The sequence below is a fragment of the Halochromatium salexigens genome (genome assembly GCF_016653295.1).
Lineage (GTDB): Bacteria > Pseudomonadota > Gammaproteobacteria > Chromatiales > Chromatiaceae > Lamprobacter > Lamprobacter salexigens.
Window position 1 is genome coordinate 53840 of record NZ_NHSF01000065.1, and the last position, 20482, is coordinate 74321.

Here is a 20482-nt window from a genome sequence, read left to right on the forward strand (position 1 = left end):
CTCATGTCGGCCAGGATCACCACAAGGGCTGGAGTCGTTGGCTGGTCAGGATATCCCGGGCGCTCGACAACCGTCCAGCGACTTCGACATCCCAGCCCTTGCCGGAAAAATGGCGTTCGAGCTCCTGTGCGAGGGCGTCCTCGTCTTCAAGGATGAGCAGGGAATCGGCCATCAGTGAATCCTTTGCATGCTGCGCTTTTGCCATTGTGCTTGGTCGCCATTGCGAATCATCGATCAAGTCCCACCGCGCACGCGCCGATTCCATTCCAACTCGGGACCGGCACTGGACGCGGCTTCAGCGGCTTCGAGCAGCCCGATCAGGTCGATGACACCGACCAGTCGTGGCCCCGACTCGATCACAAAGAGCGTGTTCACGCGCTCGGACAGCATCAAACGCCGCGCCTCGTCGAGCCGGGTCTCGGGGCCACAGCTGACCGGCTCGCCGCGCATTAAGTGACGCACGAGTGCGCGTGTCGGATCAAGCTCCCCGTTGACGGCCCGTGCAGCGACATCCAGCGAGTCGAGGACACCGATCAAGCGACCTTGGTCAACCACCGCCAAGCTACAGTATCCCGTCTCGCCGAATCGGCTCGCCGCCGCGGCCAGTGTGCATTCCGGGTCGACCACCGGAAAGTCAGTGTGCATGGCGTTGATCAGTGTCATCAAGGAGCTCCCAGTCGATGCAGATGTCGCTGTCGATACCCGCAACTTCGATGCCGTACTCGCGCACTGGGCAACAGCGCCACGCAGAGCGCGATGGGCGCCCATCCTGTCTGCACAATCGGCTGATAGCAACCATCAGCTGGTTGAAAAGACCCATCGTGGTTCGAGCCCTGGGTACCTGATCGAGCACATCGGTCGCTCGCCGATGCGCGGCAGAGGCACCCCAGCCGGTTGTGCATGCGTTTGCCGTGCTGCAGCCGGAAACCAAGAGCAGACAGGCACGCAAGTTGCGTCGGCAAGGGCTGCGATCTATCGACGAATTGCTGGCAGAGGATACTGAGGTGCCAAATTTTAAAGGGGGCTTGCTCATCCTGCTGGGCCTATTACTCGCAGTCATCCTAGCCCTTGGATGGTGGAACCGAGCGGCCCTCCTCGCGTTGATCGAGTCGCCTGCGTCAACACAGACAGCGCGGCAGCAACCCGCGCCAGTGGTCGAGGTCGCTGCCGTTGAGCAAGCCGAGATCGAAGCGCGCATCCAGGCAACCGGCACGCTTAAAGCGACCGAGACGCTGACCATCACCGCCCGCTCACGCGGGCGCGTCGAGGCGGTGCGTTTTGAAGAAGGCAGCGAGGTCAGCGCGCATCAGGCGCTGGTCCTGCTCGAGCGCAAGCGCGCCCAGGCGGCGGTGCGCGAGGCCGCCGCCCGCGTCGCACAGACGACGCGGCAGTTGGAGCGGCTTGAAACGCTCGACGCCGACGCCTTCGTCTCCGAGACCGAGCTTGAGCAGGCCCGAGCGACCGCTAGCGAGGCGCGCGCGGCATTGCAAGTCAGCCGCGAAGACCTCGCCGACCGGATCATCGAGGCCCCGTTCGACGGGCTGATCGGTCGCAGACGCATCAGCCTCGGCGCGCTGCTCGAGCCCGGCATGGCCATCGCATCGCTTAGCCGCATCGCGCCCTTGGACCTGTTGCTCGACGTGCCCGGCAAGGAGCTGGCGACGATCGAGACCGGACAGCAGGTTGTCGCCACCACGCCTGCCTACCCGCAGCAGCGCTTCGAGGGCCGAGTCACCTTCGTCGCGCCCGAGGTCGCTGAGGACACCCGAACCCTGACACTCGAGGCCACCTTCGACAACGCCGATCATCAGCTCAAGCCGGGCCTGTTCATGACCGCCGAGCTGGTCACCGACCGCCGCGAGATCCTGCAGGTGCCGGAGGCCGCGGTGATCGCGCAGGGACCGACGAACCACCTGTTTGTCGTCGACACCAAGGACGCCGCCAGCCAGGCGCGTGTCCGCCGGCAGCCGGTGCAGACCGGCATCCGCCGAGACGGCTGGGTCGAGATCACCCGCGGCGTCAGCGCCGATGAGCGGGTGGTCGTCTCGGGCCTGCAGCGTCTGCGTGATGGCATTGCCGTTCAAATCAATGGTGACAGCCCGTGAAGCTCACCACCCTCGCCGTCACCCGGCCGGTGGTCGCCACCGTCGTCTCGCTGCTGGTCATCGTCATCGGGCTCGCCGCCGTGCTCAATCTGCCGGTGCGTGAATACCCGGACGTCGATGACCCCACCATCACCGCGACCGTGATCTACCCTGGCGCTGCCGCCGAGGTGGTCGAGCGCGAGATCACCGAGCCGATCGAGGAGGCGGTGAGCGGCATCGACGGCGTGCGCCAGATCCGCGCCAACTCGCGCGACGGGCGCGCACGCATCGAGGTCGAGTTCTCGCTCAATCGCGATCTGGATCTTGCCGCCGCCGACGTGCGCGATCGCATCTCGACCGTGCGCAACGCGCTGCCGGATGAGGCCGAGGACCCCGAGATCAGCCAGCAATCGCTGCAGGCCCAGGTGGTGATGTGGGTCACGCTCACCAGTGACGAGCTGGACCGGCTCGCACTCTCCGATCTCGCCGACCGGGTGTTGGTCGATCAGCTCTCGACCGTGCCCGGCGTCGCCCAAGTCCTGTTCGGTGGCGAACGCCGCTATGCGATGCGCATCCATCTGGATCTGCAGCGCTTGGCGGCGCATCGGCTCACGGTGCTGGATGTCGAGCAGGCCTTGCGCGCGCGTAACCTCGAGCTGCCGGCCGGGCGGTTGATCAGCGACACCCGCGAGCTGACGCTGCGCACCATGACCGAGCTGGAGCGCCCACAGGCCTACCGCGAGCTGATCATTGCCGAGCGCGACGGTGCCGAGATCCGCCTCGCCGAGGTCGCCGAGATCGAGTTCGGCCCGGAGAGCTACCGCACCGCGGTGCGGCTCAACGGCGAGGATGCGATCGGCCTGGGCGTCGTGCGCCAGTCGGGCTCCAATCTGGTCGCCATCTCGGCCGACGTCCGTGCCAAGCTCGAGGCCCTCTCCGCGCGCATTCCCGACAGCGTCTCGGTCAACATCCCCTACGATGCCGCCACCTTCGTCGAGGCCTCGATCCGTCAGATCCTGATGACGCTGTTGCTGACCATCGCCCTGGTCATCCTGGTGGTCTTCGTCGCGCTCGGCTCCTGGCGGGCGACGCTGGTGCCGGCAGCGACCATCCCGGCCTCGGTCATCGGCGCCTTCATCCTGCTCTGGGCACTGGGCTACTCGATCAATGTGCTGACGCTGCTGGCGTTGATCCTGGCCATCGGCATGCTGGTCGATGATGCGATCGTCGTCGGCGAGAACGTGTTTCGCTTCTCGGAGCAAGGCAAGCCGCGGCTATTGGCGGCCGACCTCGGCGCCGGCGAGGTCGCCTTCGCGGTCATCGCCACGACGGTGGTGCTGCTTGCGGTGATCACCCCACTGGCCTTCCTCACCGGCGATTCGGGTCGCCTGTTCAGTGAGTTTGCGGCCGGGCTCGGCGGCGCGCTCGGCCTCTCGAGCCTGATCGCGCTGACCATCGGGGTGACGGTGGCCTCGAAGCTGATCGACGCCGAGCGCATCGAGGCCAGCCCCCTGCGCCGGCGCGTCGGTGGCCTGTTCGAGTCCCTGAGTCGAGGCTATCTGCGCCTGCTCAAGGGCGTGCTCGCGGCGCGTTGGTTGGTGGTGATCCTAGCGCTGCTGCTGCTCGCTGCCACCGTCTGGCTCTATCGCGAGCTGCCGCGTGAGCTCTCGCCTCGCGAGGATCGCGGCGCCGTGTTCATCCCGGTGGCGGCCCCGGAGGGCACGACGCTCGACGCCATGGTCGCGATCCTCGAGCAGATCGAAGCGGTGCTGCAGCCATTGACCGAGGAAGACGGCCCCGCCGAGCATGTGATCTCTCTGGTCGCGCCGCGCAGTGCTGGCCAGGGCCCGGTCAACAGCGGCATCGTTATCCTCAAGCTTAAGCACTGGAGCCAACGTGAGCAGAGTCAGTTTGCCGTGACGCGCCAACTGCTGCCCAAGCTTGCCGGGATCAGCGGCGCTCAGGCGTTTGCGGTCAATCCGCCCAGCCTGGGGGGCGAAGGCTTCCAGCAGCCGGTGCAGATGGCCATTACGGGTCCCAACCTCGACGAAGCGCATCGCTTGGCGCAGGCGGTCTTGAAAGAGGCGCGCCAGGTTCCGGGCATTGCCCAGGCGCGCCTCGACTTCCAGCCCACCAATCCGCAGCTGCGCATCCAGGTCGACCGCGACCGCGCCGCGGCACTCGGCATCTCGCCAGCCGATATCGGGCGCACGCTGCAGATCCTGATGGGCGGTGAGGACATCACCGACTTCTCGATCGCCGCCGAGACCTACGAGGTCATGGTGCGCGCGCGGCGCGCGGAGCGGATGTCGCCGCACGACCTCGGCGAGGTCTATGTGCGTGCCGAGGATGGCTCGCTGGTGGCCTTGTCCGGGCTCATCGAGACCGAGCTGGTCGGCCGCGCGGCCGAGCGCCTGCGAGTCGATCGGCTGCCGGCTGTCACGCTCAAAGGCTCCCTCGCTGGCGGCTCCGCACTCGGCGACGTGCTCGACGCGCTCGCAGAGCGTGCCCGCCCCCTGCTGCCCGATGATGTCCAGATCAAATGGCTCGGCGTGAGTCAGGACTATCAACGCTCGGGGCGCGCCTTTCAGCTCGCCTTCCTACTCGCGCTGACCATCGTGTTCTTGGTGCTGGCGGCGCAGTTCGAGAGCTTCATCCAGCCAATCGTGCTGCTTGCCGGTGTGCCGCTCGCGTTATTCGGGGCCTTGCTGGCCCTGCTCATCGCCGGCGGCTCGATCAACCTCTATAGCCAGATCGGCTTCATCCTGGTGGTCGGCATCATGGCCAAGAACGCAATCCTGCTGGTCGAGTTCATCAATCAGCTGCGCGATCGCGGAGAAGACCTGCGCCCCGCGCTCGAAGGCGCCGCGCGCATCCGCTTCCGGCCGATCCTGATGACCTCGATCGCGACCCTGTTCGGCGCCCTGCCCCTGGCGCTGGCCTTCGGCCCCGGCGCCGAGACGCGGCGCATCATCGGGCTGGCGATCCTCGGCGGTGTGCTGGCCGCCACCCTGCTGACCCTGTTCCTGGTGCCGGTGCTCTATCTTCTGCTCGCCAAACGGACCTCTGCCCGCTCTGCACTCGCTGATGAGCTTGCCAAGCAGCATGCTGAGGCGAAGACCGGGCCAGCAACCTCAACGACGAGCTGAGACGCGCGCGTGGCAGATCACCCGGGAGCTGGGTCAGCATGAGTGAACGGGTCAAGACGGCAATGGCTCAGACGGACGATGGCTCACACTGAGCCAGTCAGCGCGGCAACCGCAGCCGGTCAGCCTCAACCCAACCAACGATGGAGACAGCCATGAGATTCACCACAGCCACCACACTCAGCTTGACCTTGACCTCAGCGCTGAGCCTGTCTGCGCTCGCCCCAGTGCTTGCTCAGGACAGCGCGCCGCCGGCATGCGCGGTGGCGGACAGGGACGCGGGATGGGACCAGGAAGGGGGATGGGGCCTGGCATGGGCCGGATGGGTGGACAGATGCCGACGTTCGCGTCCTTCGATGCCGATGGCGACGGCCAGATCGACAAGGAGGAGTTCGAGAGCGCCCAAATGCAGCACCGCAACATGATGCAGCCCTAACGCCCGATCGCTGAGATGCCTAACCATGCCGAGCTGACACCTGGTCGCGTCTGCCATTGGCAGGCGGGGCGAGGGTTCATCATCGCCGAGCACGCGCAGGCGCTGATCCGCATCGATGCCGTCGCGGACGATATCCTGCGCATCCGCGTTGCGCCCGCTGGTCGGCTTGCGCCAAGCCACAGCTGGCAGGACGAGTCTCGATCGCTTGCCGGTGGCCGCCTCTCGATTGAGGAGCGAGCGCATGCCCTGCATCTCGAGACCGGTGCGATGCGGGCCAGGCTCGATCTCGACACGGGCGCCCTCTCGCTCGGCAACGCCGACGGAGCCGTCTATGCCAGCGATCTCGCCCCGGTGCGCTGGCGTCACGTTGAGCGCCACGAGATCCCGACCCTGGCCCCAGCGCTCGCTCCAGCTGTCGCATCGACCGTCGCACCAGTTGCCGCCCCGAGCGTCGCGTCAGCTGCTGCATCGACCGTCGCGCCCGCCGCTACCCCGAGCGTCTCATCAGCCGCCGCACCGACCACCAGCCAGCAACCCGTCAGCGGCTGGCCGACCGGCCCCGCCACCACCGGCCTCTGGCTGCAGAAGGCGCTGGACCCGCAAGAAGGTCTGTTCGGCTGCGGCCAGCGTTTTGGGGCGCTGAACCGACGCGGCCAACGGCTGGCGCATTGGACCACCGACATCAACTCGCCCGGTCTGGGCGTGGTGGACGGCTGCCTGTACCAATCGCACCCGGTCCTGCTCGCGCTGAGGCCCGGCCTCGCCTGGGGCCTGATGCTCGGCTCGAGCGGGTACAGCCACTTCGATCTGGGCGCCGAGCAGTCCGACACGCTCGGTCTGTTCAGCCTGGGCGGCGAGCTCGACTATTATCTCTTCGCCGGCCCGACCCCGGCCGCCGTCGTCGAGCAGCTCACCAGGCTGACCGGACGGCCAGCCTTGCCGCCGCTCTGGGCGCTCGGCTATCACCAGTCGCGCTGGGGCTACCGCAGCGATGCCGAGATCCGCGCGATCGCCAACGAATTCCGCCGCCGGCGCATCCCGATCGACGCGATCCATCTCGATATCGACTACATGGACGGCTTTCGCGTCTTCAGCTGGGACCGCGAGCGCTTCCCGAGCCCGCGCACCACCGTCGAGGCCCTGCATCAACAGGACATCCACGCAGTCACCATCATCGACCCGGGGGTGAAACGCATCGGCTCCAGTGACCCGGTTTTGGAGACCGGACTGCGCGGCGACCATTTCGTCCGCCGTCCGGATGGCGAGCACTTCACCGGCTACGTGTGGCCCGGCGAATCCCTGTTTCCGGACTTCTGCCGTACAGCGACGCGCCGCTGGTGGGGCGATTTGCACGCCGGTCTGCTCGACGCCGGCGTCGACGGCATCTGGTGCGACATGAACGAGCCAGCGATCGTCGATCGCCCCTTCGAGGTGCCAGGTGCCACCGCGCTGGCGATCCCACTGGATGCCAAACAAGGCGACGACGCCGAGACCTGCCACGCCGAGGCCCACAACCGCTATGGAACCCTGATGGCACGGGCCACCTATGAGGGCTTGCAGCGGCTGCGTCCAAAACGCCGACCTTGGGTGCTGACGCGATCGGCCAGCATGGGCGCTCAACGCTGGGCCGTTAGCTGGATGGGCGATAACGCCTCCAGCTGGGAGGATCTGCGCACCAGCCTGCCGCAGCTCGCGAGCATGGGCCTGAGCGGCTCGCCACACGTTGGTGTCGACATCGGCGGCTTCTACGGCGCTTGCAATGGCGAACTCTTCGCCCGCTGGATCGAGCTGGGCGCTTTCTACCCGTTCATGCGCGCCCATGCCTATTACGGCAGCCCGCCGCAGGAGCCCTGGGCATTCGGCGATGCGATCGAGGCCGTCGCACGAACCGCGATCGAGCGCCGTTACCAGTTCTTGCCCTATCTCTACACCCTGGCGCACCGCACCCATCGCACTGGCGAGCCGATCCTGCGGCCCCTGCTCTACGACTTCCCGCAAGCGACCGAGCTGCATGGGATCGAAGACCAGTTGATGGTTGGTCCGCAGCTAATGATCGCACCGGTCTGCGAGCCCGGCGTCAGCGAGCGGGAGGTTCTCCTGCCACCTGGCGCATGGTACGACTTTCATACCGGTAGGCGGATCGACGATGGTTCGCATGAAACACGCGTTGCCGATGCCAATGCCCGAGATGCCGTTGCCAGCGCCAGCATCAATGCCAGTGCGAGTGCCGGCGGTAATGCAAGCATCGACGTCAAAGCCGGTGCTAGCGCCAGTGCCATGAATCGACGCTGCCTATTGCCGGCACCGCCGGGTCGCATGCCGATCCTGGTCCGCGGCGGCAGCTGCTTGACGCTGGGGCCAACACGACAATCGACGCGCGAGCCGCTGACCGAGCTGATCCTGGATGCCTATCCAGACGAGGGACAGAGTGGCTCTTGGACGCTGATTGAAGACGCCGGCGATGGCGAAGACGATGGCAATGACCCGCAAGCCGAAACCGCGTTAACGGTGACAACCGAACACGCGGGGCCGACGCTCATGATTGGACCGCGCCAGAGCGGCTGGCAGCCGCATCCCCGCCAGCTCGTGCTGCGATTACACTTGGCTCAACAGCCCGAGCAGGTACTGCTCGACGCTGTCCCCCAAGTCGACTGGCGGTGGGATCAAGCAGATCACGCTGCGGTGGTGTCACTCGACGACGATGGCGACGCGCACCAGCTGAGCCTGGAATGAGCAACGCCGAGCGCCAATGACGTTCACGACAGCCGCGGTCGAAGCGCAGAAGCCTAGGCCAGCTGATCGATGCATCTATCGCTGAAAAACGCATAAACCTAAATCGAGGTACACCTGCCGCGCAACCGGCGCTTGGTGGTGAACGAGGAGCCACGTGGACTCATCGTGCGGCTCTTCCCCGATCAAGGTTACGGCTTCCTGCGCACGCCCTATGGCGAAGGCCGGCTGTTACCAGTCCTCCTGCTCCGCGAGGCTGGAGAGCACGCGGATTGCTGTGTCGAGCTCGGCAGACAGGCCAGATGTGAACGTCGGCTCCCGATCCCGCTCCAGAGCCCGATACAGCTCCAGCCCATTCCGCAGCCGTGTTGCGGCTCCGTGCAGTGCTAACAAGCGAGTGACTGCAGCCGGCAATGCCGTGCAGCTCAGTGCCCCGCCCGCCGTCGCCAGCGCTTCACGGTACGCGCTTAGGAAGCGATGGCAGATCCGGCCACGCCAGTCGATGATCGCATCAACAACAGGCCTGCGCTGGACAGTGCTCGAGGGATCGATACAGACCGCCTGAATCGCCTCGTCGGCGACCTCGTGAAGGGACCGCAGGACTCGGGCCACATCGGTCAGCGGGCTCTGCTTCTCGGGTGTCGCGTCCGCTGTGCGCTTCCAGTCACCAACAAAGTCGATGAAGAAGACGTCATTTTCGACCACGAGCACCCGGTTCAGCACCAGATCGCCATGGACCCGGATGCGCAGTGCAGCGCAGCCACCGCCCTCGGCATCCGCATCCGTATCGCCATTGTCATCGGACATTGGCCGCAGCACCTCGGCGCGCTGTGACAACAGTGCCGTTGCCAACGGTCGAACACCATCGGGCAGCACCTCCTGTGAGTGCTCGAGCTGCGCCAGGGTCCGCTCCAGGTCTTCGGCGATTGATGCAGCCCAAGTGGCCTGATCCTCTGCGTCGACGCGCTCCGGTGCGAAGGCAGCTCCGGCGTCTTTTCGAGCCAACGCCTGATGGAGCTCGGCCAGCCGACGGCCGAGGTTGTCGATCAGGGTCTCGAAGCTCAGATGGGCCGCATCGGCCTCCCAGGCGTCGAGGCGCTCGCCATAGGCATCGCAGAGTCGGGAGAGCAGCTCGAGGGTGAATGTCCGCAGGTTGCCCTGGTTGTGGATGTACTCTTCGAGGATGGCCAAGGTGCAGCCGCCCTGCTGATCGCCCTGATCGCGCTGATAGCTGAGCCAGCCGGCCAGCGCGGGGGTATTGGCGAAGCCGGCAACCTCTTGCAGAGAGTGCCTAATCTCGATGTTGGGGTCGAGCCTGTGCTCGACCGCGCTTGCGTCCTCGTCCGTCGGCATATTCCCTGATAACTCGGTTGCAACCCTGGCTGACGCCTCGCTAGATGCCTTGCTTGACGCCTCGGTCGCTGCCTTCTCGGCTGATGCCTCGCTGGATACCCTGGCGGACGCTCTGGTTGAAATCCTGGTCGCGCAGGGCAACAACTTGAGCATCAGTTGGTCGCCGAGCGCGGCACTGTGGCCGCGGTCCTCGGGCGGGATGCGCACCTGCGCCCCGGCACAATCAGCGGTCAAGCGCTCGAACGCATGGGTCGGCTGCGCTGACAGCACCCCGTCACCCAAGGCCGTCTGCGATCCATCGCCGATCAGCTCGATCAACGCATGCACGAATCGCGAGTCCGCGAGCGCATCGCAGAGCTGGCCAGGGGTTGCATGGCGGCGCGCTCGCGCAAGCGTGGTCGCCGCCGGTGGCGCTGCGTTCAGCTCGACGCCGTCCTCCTGCCACAGCAGCCAGAGCGGCAGCAGCAACTGCGCCCGGGTACCGTCGGCAAGATCGACGCTGATCAGCGTCAGCAGCCAGTCGCGCCAGGCATCGATGGCGCTGAGCCGCACCGCTGACAGCGGCGCATCGCCAGGCGCGCCGCCCGGCACGCCCTGGAAACGGTTGGCCAGATAACCGGGCAGCACCCGCTCCTCCAGCAGCTGCAGCGCCCGCCGCGCCGGCCCCGGCCGCTTGGCCAGATCCGGACGCAGACTCTTCCACCCTTCCGGCAGCACCAGCGTCGCCAGCCGCGGCGCTGGCAGCCGTTCGTCATGCCAGTACGGCGCGGCGTCTTCCTCGGACAGCAAGAACCAGTAGAAGCCATGACCCGCGAGGGTGAGCAGATAGGGCAGCTCGCCGATCGGCGGGAACGCCGTGCGCCCGAGCAGCTCGATCGGCACCCGCCCTTGAAACCGCGCAAGATCCAGCTCGACCGGCTGGGCACCGCGGCCAAGATTGACCACACAGAGCAGGATCTCATGCTTATCCTTGGCGTCGCCCGGAATCGGGTCTGTGTCGGTCGATTCGCGCACATAGGCCAGCACCTTGCGGTTGCCCGGATGCAGGAACTCGATACTGCCGCGCCCGAACACCCGATGCGCCTTGCGCACCTCGATGATGCGCCGCATCCAACTCAGCAAGGAGGAGGCCGAGCGCGACTGGGCCTCGGCATTGACCGACTGATAGCCGTAGACCGCATCCATGATCGGCGGCAGATAGAGCCGCTCCGGGTCGGCGCGGGAGAAGCCAGCGTTGCGGTCGGGCGTCCACTGCATCGGGGTGCGCACCGCATTGCGGTCGCCCAGATAGATGTTGTCGCCCATGCCGATCTCGTCGCCGTAGTAGAGGATTGGCGAGCCCGGCATCGACAGCAGCAGGCTGACCATCAGCCGGATCTTGTTCGGATTGTTGTCCAGCAGTGGCGCCAGCCGCCGGCGAATGCCGACATTGACCCGCATGCGCGGATCGGTGGCATAGGTCTGGTACATGTAATCGCGCTCGCGATCGCTGACCATCTCCAGGGTCAGCTCATCATGATTGCGCAGGAACAGCGCCCACTGACAATCGGCCGGGATCTCGGGGGTCTGCTCCATGATCTCGACCACCGGGTGCCGGTCCTCCTGCGCCAAGGCCATGTACATCCGTGGCATCAGCGGGAAGTGATAGCAGACGTGGCATTCATCGCTGTCGCCGAAGTAGTCGCGCACATCCTCGGGCCATTGATTGGCCTCGGCCAGGAACATCCGATTCTCATAATGGGCGTCGACCACCGCGCGCATCTGCTTGAGGACGGCATGGGTCTCGGGCAGGTTCTCGTTGCTGGTGCCCTCGCGCACGCAGAGGTAGGGGATCGCATCCAGCCGCAGGCCGTCGACGCCCATGTCGAGCCAGGCGCGCATCACCCGGATCACCGCCTTCACCACCTGCGGATTGTTGTGGTTCAGATCCGGCTGATGCGAGAAGAACCGGTGCCAATAGTACTGCTCGGCCACCGGGTCCCAAGTCCAGTTCGAGGCCTCGCTGTCGGTGAAGATGATCCGGGTTTCGGAGAAGCGGCTGTCGTCGTCGCTCCAGACATAGAAGTTGCGCTTGCTCGAGCCCTTCGGCGCCCGGCGAGCGGCCTGAAACCAGGGATGCTGATCGGACGTGTGATTGATGATCAGCTCGACGATGACCCGGATACCCCGCCGGTGCGCGGCGCTGATGAAGCGGCGAACGTCGCGCTTGCTGCCATAGGCCGGATGGACGTTGCGGTAGTCGGTGATGTCGTAGCCGTCGTCGCGCATCGGCGATGGATAGAACGGCAGCAGCCAAATCGTGTTGACCCCGAGCGCCTGGACATAATCGAGCTTCTGGGTCAGACCGCGAAAATCCCCCGTGCCATCACCGTCGGTATCGAAGAAGGCCTTGACATGCGTCTGGTAGATGATCGCGTCTTTGTACCAGAGCGGATCAGCGGCAACGGTCTCGAGATCAGGAAGGTCAGGCATAGGGATGCGGGTCAGCCTCTGCGTCGACCCTGCGTTTTGGTCGCAGGCGTCGGCGGAGGACTCGAAGGACTTGGATCAGGGGTGTACCAGTAGCTTGCGCAATGGTTGGACCAACCAAGCACACGCTTGCTCCCTGTTGCCGAGATCGGACCACGACCACCCCATCCGCCAGCATTCGACTGCCGCCCATAGACCCATTGGTGCACCCCGCCCGCTATGACGCTCAGTGCCACCGCAACCCGAGTCGTCACGGCAGCCCATCGCAGCCGTCTCGCCTGGTTCATGGCAACCAGGAAGCGGGTCAAATCAACCGCATCAGCGCTCAGCGGAGCGATGCTGGCCATCGCCGGATAGCACGCCCACCAAGCCACCCCTCGGCGGCAGCGCCAAGACGGGTTCCAGTCACGGCAGCTGATAACAGCAACTGAGCGCCGACCAAAAGCCACTGCGGCTAGCGTCAGCTGTGACCGCAGCAGATCGACATCCGCCTGCTCAAGCGAATGCCTTCGGCCTGGTATAGCGCATGCATTCTGCGGCAGTGCGCCTTCAGCGAACCTTCAGCAAAACCCCAAAGCCAAACCGGGAGCCTTCTATGTCGACCTCGAAACACCGGATGCCCTTTGGCGCGGAATGCCAAACCGACGGCAGCGTCCGCTTTCGCCTTTGGGCACCGGCCGCCGATCAGGTCGTGCTCCGGCTCTTCGACGGCAATGACGGCGATGGCGAGCAAGACATCGGCATGAACAGCACCAGCGACGGCTGGTTCGAGCTGACGACGGCGAACGCCCGGCCGGGGATGCGCTACGCCTTCCGCATCGCCGGCGAGCGTGTCGACGGCCAGCAGACCGTGCCCGACCCCGCCTCCCGTTTCCAACCGGCCGATGTCCACGGCCCGAGCGAGATCATCGATCCGAACGACTTCCTCTGGCCCGATGGCGAGCCCTGGCGCGGACGGCCCTGGGAAGAAGCGGCCTGCTACGAGCTGCACCTGGGCACCTTCTCACCAGAAGGCACCTTCGCCGGCGCCGCCAAGCGACTGGACCAGCTCGCCGACCTCGGCATCACGGCGGTCGAGCTGATGCCGGTGGCGGCGTTTCCGGGCCAGCGCAACTGGGGCTACGACGGCGTGCTGCCGTTCGCACCCGATGCCAGCTATGGCCGCCCCGAGGACCTCAAGGCCCTGGTGCAGACGGCCCATGACCGCGGCCTGATGATCCTGCTCGACGTGGTCTACAACCATTTCGGGCCCGAGGGTAATTATCTGCACTTCTACGCCCCGCAGTTCTTCAATGAGCGCCACCAAACCCCCTGGGGTGCGGCGATCAACTTCGATGGCCCTGACAGCCGGGCTGTGCGCGACTTCTTCATCCACAACGCGCTCTACTGGCTCGAGGAATACCGCTTCGACGGCCTGCGCCTGGATGCCGTACATGCCATTGCCGACGACTCCGAGCCGGACATCCTGACCGAGCTGGCCGAGACGGTCCAGGATCAGCTCGGGCACCGACGGCTGGTGCATCTGGTGCTCGAGAACGATGGCAATGAATCACGCTATCTCACCCGGCGCCCGAACGGTATGGCCCAGTGGTACCAGGCGCAGTGGAATGATGACTTTCATCACGCCGCCCATGTGCTGATGACCGGCGAGCAAGATGGCTATTACGCCGATTACACCGAGGAGCCGGCGCGTCTCCTCGCCCGCTGTCTCGCCGAGGGCTTTGCCTACCAGGGTGATCCGTCGCCCTTCCGCGATGGGGCCCGGCGTGGAGAGTCCAGCACTGGGTTTCCCCCAAGCGCCTTCATCAACCTGCTGCAGAATCACGACCAGATCGGCAATCGCGCCTTCGGCGAGCGCATCGCCTCGCTAGCGTTTCCGGAGGCGGTGCGCGCGCTCAGCGCCCTGATGCTGCTGGCGCCATCACCGCCCTTGCTGTTCATGGGGCAGGAAACCATGACCGAGACCCCATTCCTGTTCTTCTGCGACTTCGGCGACGACCTCGCCGACTCGGTCACCGAAGGGCGCCGGCGCGAATTCCAGCGCTTCGAGCGCTTTGCTGATCCACAGGCGCGAGAGACCATCCCAGACCCAAACGATCCGGACACCTTCGAGCGCTGCCGGCTCGACTGGGAGGCGCTCGAGACCGACAGCCGCCACCGCGAATGGTGGCACTTCCATCAGGAGCTGCTGCGGCTGCGCCAGCGCGAGATCGTGCCGCGCCTGGCCGGGATGGACCCGGGGCAGAGCCGTTTCGAGGCCTTCGCAACCAACGCCATCCAAGTGCAATGGCGCCTCGGTGATGGCGCTGCCCTGACGCTGACAGCCAATCTCAGCGATGCCGAGCGCCGCTGGGACGCACTGCCGCTGCGATTGGCTAGCGAGGCCCTGTACCTGGAGCCGGCCGGTCTCGGCGACGCGATCGCCGACCGGTATCTGCCACCCTGGGCAGTCGCTTGGCACCTCGCATCCACGCAACAGCGACAGGAATCGCAGCCGCCGCCGGGCCATCCCCAACAGGCCGGTGTTGACAGTCAGCATCAGGAGGAGGCCGAGCTATGACGGTAAACGCCGACCTCGAGCGTCTCTGTGCCCACTATGGGATCGCCGCGACCTATGAGGATGTCGAGGGCCATCGGCATCATGCCGAGGACCGCACGCGGCGAGCATTGCTGCAAGCGCTCGGCGTCGCTGCGGGTGACCCGGCGACAGAGGCGCGCAGCCTGACCCAAGCGATTGATCGGGAATGGCAGCGCGTGCTCGCGCCGGTGATCGTGCATCGGCAGGGTGCCGAGGCGCCGAGGCTGACACTGAGCCTGCCCGATGAGCAGGAGCTGATGAAGGTGCGGCTGGTCCTGACCGAGGAATCGGGCGCCACCGCCGACGCCGAGCTGGATCTGAGTCGACTGCCGATCGACGAAGAGTGCGACATCGATGACCGCCGCTGGCAGCGCCGCCGCATCGCCATCCCCGCTCCCTCCGAGATCGGTTATCACGAGCTGACGCTCGATGCCGCTGCTGGCAAGCGCCTGGCGCAGACGCGCTTGATCGTCGCCCCGCATCGCTGCTGGCAGCCCGAGGCGGAGGACCGCCGTGAGCAGGGGACGGGCAACGGGACGCGCGACTGGGGACTGGTCACCCAGCTGCATGCGCTGCGCTCGACCCGCAACTGGGGTATCGGTGACTTCACCGACCTGACCCGATTGGTCGAGACCGCGGCTGAAGCCGGTGCCGGTGCCGTCGGGCTCAGCCCGCTGCACGCGCTCTTCCCGAGCCAGCCCGAGCGCTGTAACCCCTATGGTCCAGCGAGCCGCCGGTTTCTCAATCCGCTGCATCTCGATGTCGAAGCGATCGCCGAGCTGGCCGACTGCGAGGCCGCGCGAGAGCTGATCGACAGTGACGCGCTCAAGGCGCAGCTGCGGGCGCTGCGCAATGCGCCGTTGGTCGATCAGGCCGCGGTCACCGACGCCAAGCTGCAGGTGCTAGAACAGCTGTTCCGCTGCTTCCGTCAGCATCACCCCGACGTCAAGGGGCCGCGTGCCGCCGCCTTCCAGGCCTTCTGCGACGAGCAGGGTGAGTCGCTGCAGCGCTTCGCGATCTACCAGGCGCTGAGCGAGCACTTCGCCGCCGCCGAGCAGGATCAGCGCGCCGATGAGCAGTGGCCCGCCGCCTATCAGGACCCAAGGTCGGACGAGGTGGCCGCCTTCGCGAACGAGCACGCCGAGCGGGTCGACTTCTTCGCCTGGCTGCAGTGGCTCGCCCAGATGCAGCTCGAGGCGGCCGGCAACCGCTGCCAGGAGCTCGGCATGGCACAGGGGCTGCTGTTGGATCTCGCCGTCGGCGCCGCACCAGACGGCGCTGATCATTGGGTCTTGCCCGGCCTCTATATCCAGGGCGCGCACGTCGGTGCGCCGCCGGACGATTTCAGCCCCAAAGGCCAAAACTGGGATGTCCTCGCCTGGCACCCAGAGGCGCTGCGCGAGGCCGGCTACGCGCCCTTCGCGGCCGAGCTGCGCGCCAACATGCGCGCCGCCGGTGGCCTGCGCATCGACCATGTGATGGGCCTGATGCGGTTGTTCCTGATCCCGGACGGCGCGCCGCCGACGGCAGGCACCTATCTCAGCTACCCGCTCGAGGAGCTGCTCGGCGTGGTCGCGCTCGAGAGCGTGCGTCACCGCTGCCTGATCATCGGCGAGGACCTGGGCACGGTGCCGGCGCTGATCCGCAAGGTGATCCCGGACTGGGGCATCCTCTCGACCCGCGTGCTCTACTTCGAGCGCGCCGACGACGGTGGTTTTCTCGAGCCGCCGGCCTTCGAGCCGAACGCGATGGTCACGGCCGGCACCCACGATCTCCCGCCATTGGCCGGATTCTGGCAAGGCGTCGACCTCGAGCAGAGACGAGAGCTGGAGCTGTTCCCGAGCCAGCACGACTATGACAAGCGCTTGCTGCAGCGCACTCAGGACCGTACCGAGCTGTTCCTGGCGTTGAAGCACCAGGGCCTGTTGCCCGACCACGAGGGCGCGGACCCGGTGGACGTGCCCAGTCTCGGCCCCGAGCACTTGCGGGCGATCCATGTCTATCTGGCACGCACGCCCTCGCGGCTGTTACTGATCCAAACCGCGGACCTGCTCGCCGAGACCGAGCAGATCAACCTGCCGGGCAGCGGCGATCGCTATCCAAACTGGCGCCGCCGCCAACCGCTGCAGCTCGAGCACTGGCTGGAGCAGCCTGAGATCCAAGGCCTGCTCGCGGCGGTGCGTGCCGAGCGCGGCAGCTCAGCAGCCCACTTCAGCGCCACGGAACAGCCGCAGATCAATTCCCAAGCCGACGCCGCATCAGGCTCCGCTCAGAACGACAACGGCCAGACCCGCTCTGGCCAGAATGAATCTGGCCGGACCAACGCTGGCCAGAACGGCTTTGGTCAGAATAGCTTTGGTCAGAACGGCTTTGGCCAGAACCCTGGCCAGACCCCTGCGGCTCAGACCAAGCTTGGGCGATCCAACACTGGACGGTCGTCCAACGAGCAAGCCAGCGGCAAGTCGAGCAGCGAGGCACCGCTGCAAGCGCCAATCCCACGCGCCACCTATCGTCTTCAGCTGCACAAAGACTTTGGCTTCGCCGCCGCCACCGAGCTGGTGCCCTATCTCGCTGACCTCGGCATCAGCCACTGCTACTGCTCGCCCTACCTCAAGGCCAGGCCCGGCAGCACCCATGGCTATGACGTCGTCGACCATCGCCAGCTCAACCCCGAGCTCGGCAGCCAGGCGGACTATGATCGCCTGTGCGAGACCTTGGCCGCACACGGCATGGGCCAGATCCTCGACCTGGTGCCCAATCATGTCGGCATCATGGGCAGCGAGAACCCCTGGTGGCTCGACGTGCTCGAGAACGGCCCGGCGTCGGCCCATGCCGATTTCTTCGACATCGACTGGCGTCCGCTCAAACAGGAGCTGCACGACAAGGTCTTGGTGCCGGTGCTCGGCGATCACTACGGCGACCTGCTCGACCAAGGCGAGCTGACGCTGGTCTACGCCGACGGCGCCTTCCGGGTCGAGTACTACGAGCACCATTTTCCGATCGATCCGCGCGAGTATCCGCGCATCCTGGCACCCGGCCTGGCGGCTTTGCGGGAACGGCTCAAAGCCGATGAACCGGCTGTTGATCCGAACCTAGGCTCAAGAGAGGTAGGCTCGAGAGAGGTCGGTTCAACAGCAGTCAGCGCAGAAAAAGCGGGCTCAGACCCGGCCTCGGAACTGGCCAATTTTGAGAGCCTCATCACCGCCTTCGGCAACCTGCCACCGCGCAGCGCGCTGGACGAGACCTCGGTCATCGAGCGCTATCGCGACAAGGAGCTGCACAAACAGCGCCTCGCCGCGCTGTGTCAGGCCAATGCCGACCTGCAACGCTATGTCCAGGATTGTCTGCATGCCTATAACGGCGCCGATAACTACCCGGCAGACAGCGGCCGGCTGCATGCCCTGCTGGAGGCGCAGGCCTATCGTCTCGCGCACTGGCGCGTGGCCGCCGACGAGATCAACTATCGGCGCTTCTTCGATATCAATGATCTCGCGGCGCTGCGGATGGAGAACCCAGAGGCCTTCGAGGCCACCCATGAGCGGGTGCTGCAGCTGATCGCCGAGGGCCGCGTGCAGGGACTGCGAATCGACCACCCAGACGGGCTCTTCGATCCAGCCGCCTACTTTCGCCGCCTGCAACGGCGCGCGGCGGAGGTCCTGCAGCCCCAGCGCGTCCCGCTCGACGCCGATCGCCCGCTGTATCTGGCGGCCGAGAAGATCCTGGTCGGCGACGAGCAGCTGCGCGACGACTGGCCCGTGCACGGGACCACCGGCTACGACTTCGCGACGCTCTGCGATGCCCTCTTCGTCGATAGCGATGGCGAGGCCGAGCTTGATCGCTGCTACCAAGCGTTCATCGATGCCAGCTCGGGCTCGGGCTCAGGCTCGGGCTCGAGCCCTGGCTCCGACTCAGGCACTGGCTCCGCTTCAGCCACGGGCTCCGCTTCAGCCAGAGGCTATGCCGACGAGGTCTATGCCGCCAAGCGGCTGGTGATGAAGAACCTGCTCTCCAGCGAGCTGCACGTGCTCGCGAGTGAGGCCACCCGCATCGCCGAGATGGACCCGCATACCCGCGATTACACCCTCGATGCGCTGCGCAGTGCGCTGATGGAGGTCGTCGCCTGCTTTCCGGTCTACCGAACCTACATCACCGATCAGGGCGTCTCCACCGCTGATCGCAATCAGGTGCTGAAGGCGGTCGCGGAGGCCCGACGGCGCAGCCGGATGCCGGATCAGTCGGTGTTCGAGTTCGTCCGCGATCTGCTGTTGACCGACATCGCGGCCGGCAAGCCGGAGCCGTACCGCGAACGCGTGCTGCGCCTGGCGATGAAGTTCCAGCAGTACAGCAGTCCAGTCACCGCCAAGGGCGTCGAAGACACCGCCTTCTATCGCTGGCACCGACTCAGCTCGCTGAACGAGGTCGGCGGCAATCCCGAGCGTTTCGGCCTCTCGATCGAGCACTTCCACCGCGCCAACGCGCGGCGCCAAGCTCAATGGCCGCAGGCGATGCTGGCGGGATCGACGCATGACAGCAAGCGCTCGGAGGATGTGCGGGCACGTTTGCATGTCCTCTCCGAACTGCCGCACGCCTGGCGCGAGCACGTCGAGCGCTGGGCACGGCTGAATCGACGCTTCCGGCGCAGCGGCGAAGACCGAGACCCGCTCGATGCCGATGCCCTGACCTGGCCCGATGCCAACACCGAGTATCTGTTCTACCAGACCCTGCTCGGTGTCTGGCCATTGCAGACACCGCAGGACGACGAAGACTGGGAAGCACTCAAGCAGCGCATCCAGGCCTACATGAGCAAGGCGGTCAAGGAGGCCAAGGTGCATACCGCCTGGACCAACGCCGACGCCGATTACGAGGCGATGCTGGAGGCCTTCATCGATGCCGTGCTCGATCGCGAGCGCAGCCGCGCCTTCTTCGAGGATTTCATCCCCTTCCAGCAGCGCGTCGCCCAGCTTGGGCTGCTCAACAGCCTCTCTCAGACCCTGCTGCGGCTGACCTCGCCCGGGCTGCCGGACCTCTATCAGGGCTGCGAGCTGTGGGACTTCAGCCTGGTCGACCCCGACAATCGTCGTCCGGTCGATTTCGAGCATCGCCGCCAATGGCTCAGTGAGATTGATCGGCTTGCTGCCATCGATGATGCCAGCGAGACAACGGAAGGACTCCACCAGCCATTGCGCTCACAGGCGTTGAGCGCGCAGGAGCTGGACCCACAGGCGCTGAGCAACAACCTCAGCGACGGCCGCGCCAAGCTGTATCTGATCCGCCGCGCGCTGCTGCTGCGCGAGCAGATGCCTGATCTCTTCGCCCACGGCGAGTACTCCCCTCTCACCGTTGAAGGGCCGCATGCGCACCGCCTCTGCGCCTTCAGTCGCAGCCATCAGGGACAGTCGGTGGTGGTCATTGCGCCGCGCCTGCTCGCCGGACTGAGCGAGCTGGCCGTCACCGACGACGGCGACATCGATCCATTGCAGGACCCCGGGTGGGACGAGACCTGGATCTCGATCCCCGCCGCGCGGCTCGACGATGTCCTAGGCGGCACGGAGCGCAGCACAAACGCGGAACCAAGCCGGCAGCTGGAGACCGAGCAGCACCAAGGCCGTCAGGCCCTTCGCGCCAGCACGGTCTTGCGCCGGTTCCCGGTCGGGCTGCTGAAGACCAGTGCGCTCTGATATCTCAC

At 66.1% G+C, this 20482-nt stretch carries 9 protein-coding genes; 6 read left to right on the forward strand and 3 right to left on the reverse strand.

From position 1 onward, the window contains the following. Positions 1 to 16 precede the first annotated feature (16 nt). Positions 17 to 172 carry a response regulator gene (locus CCR82_RS13420; RefSeq protein WP_201246305.1) on the reverse strand — a complete coding sequence of 52 codons (156 nt, stop codon included), beginning with the start codon at positions 170 to 172 and terminating at the stop codon, positions 17 to 19. Positions 173 to 234: 62 nt separating this feature from the next. Beyond that, complete coding sequence (locus CCR82_RS13425; protein ID WP_201246306.1) at positions 235 to 663, reverse strand: CBS domain-containing protein; 429 nt, start codon at positions 661 to 663, stop codon at positions 235 to 237. 341 nt (positions 664 to 1004) lie between these two features. Here CCR82_RS13425 and CCR82_RS13430 point away from each other — a divergent pair, with 341 nt between their 5' ends. From CCR82_RS13430 to CCR82_RS13445, 4 genes are all read left to right on the forward strand, one after another. Further along, positions 1005 to 2105: an efflux RND transporter periplasmic adaptor subunit gene (locus CCR82_RS13430; protein WP_201246307.1), complete on the forward strand. Its 1101-nt coding sequence runs from the start codon at positions 1005 to 1007 to the stop codon at positions 2103 to 2105. Continuing rightward, the gene (locus CCR82_RS13435; protein WP_201246308.1) at positions 2102 to 5233 is read left to right on the forward strand and encodes an efflux RND transporter permease subunit; all 3132 of its coding nucleotides are present in this window, start codon (positions 2102 to 2104) and stop codon (positions 5231 to 5233) included. Before CCR82_RS13430 ends, CCR82_RS13435 begins: the two co-directional genes overlap by 4 nt. 331 nt (positions 5234 to 5564) lie before the next feature. Then, positions 5565 to 5666: an EF-hand domain-containing protein gene (locus CCR82_RS18785; RefSeq protein WP_242513475.1), complete on the forward strand. Its 102-nt coding sequence runs from the start codon at positions 5565 to 5567 to the stop codon at positions 5664 to 5666. Between the two features lie 15 nt (positions 5667 to 5681). Then, entirely contained in the window at positions 5682 to 8399 is a 2718-nt protein-coding gene (locus tag CCR82_RS13445) for a glycoside hydrolase family 31 protein (RefSeq protein ID WP_201246310.1), read from the forward strand. Between the two features lie 228 nt (positions 8400 to 8627). On the opposite strand, the gene treS is transcribed toward CCR82_RS13445, so the two are convergent. After that, positions 8628 to 12221 (reverse strand): maltose alpha-D-glucosyltransferase, encoded by a 3594-nt coding sequence (gene treS / locus CCR82_RS13450; protein ID WP_201246311.1) that lies wholly within the window; start codon positions 12219 to 12221, stop codon positions 8628 to 8630. Between the two features lie 592 nt (positions 12222 to 12813). On the opposite strand from treS, the gene treZ reads away from it, so the two are divergent. Together treZ and treY are read left to right on the forward strand one after the other, a co-directional pair. After that, on the forward strand, positions 12814 to 14778 hold the full coding sequence (treZ, locus tag CCR82_RS13455) for a malto-oligosyltrehalose trehalohydrolase (RefSeq protein ID WP_201246312.1): 1965 nt from the start codon (positions 12814 to 12816) through the stop codon (positions 14776 to 14778). Continuing rightward, positions 14775 to 20474, forward strand: coding sequence for a malto-oligosyltrehalose synthase (gene treY, locus CCR82_RS13460; RefSeq protein WP_201246313.1), 5700 nt, complete (start codon positions 14775 to 14777; stop codon positions 20472 to 20474). Before treZ ends, treY begins: the two co-directional genes overlap by 4 nt. Positions 20475 to 20482: the final 8 nt, after the last annotated feature.

Excerpts from the sequence above, each read along its gene's own strand:
- treS (WP_201246311.1), bottom strand. The coding sequence starts at position 12,221 with ATGCCTGACCTTCCTGATCTCGAGACCGTTGCCGCTGATCCGCTCTGG.
- treY (WP_201246313.1), top strand. The coding sequence starts at position 14,775 with ATGACGGTAAACGCCGACCTCGAGCGTCTCTGTGCCCACTATGGGATC.
- treZ (WP_201246312.1), top strand. The coding sequence starts at position 12,814 with ATGTCGACCTCGAAACACCGGATGCCCTTTGGCGCGGAATGCCAAACC.
- CCR82_RS13420 (WP_201246305.1), bottom strand. The coding sequence starts at position 172 with ATGGCCGATTCCCTGCTCATCCTTGAAGACGAGGACGCCCTCGCACAG.
- CCR82_RS18785 (WP_242513475.1), top strand. The coding sequence starts at position 5,565 with ATGCCGACGTTCGCGTCCTTCGATGCCGATGGCGACGGCCAGATCGAC.
- CCR82_RS13445 (WP_201246310.1), top strand. The coding sequence starts at position 5,682 with ATGCCTAACCATGCCGAGCTGACACCTGGTCGCGTCTGCCATTGGCAG.
- CCR82_RS13425 (WP_201246306.1), bottom strand. The coding sequence starts at position 663 with ATGACACTGATCAACGCCATGCACACTGACTTTCCGGTGGTCGACCCG.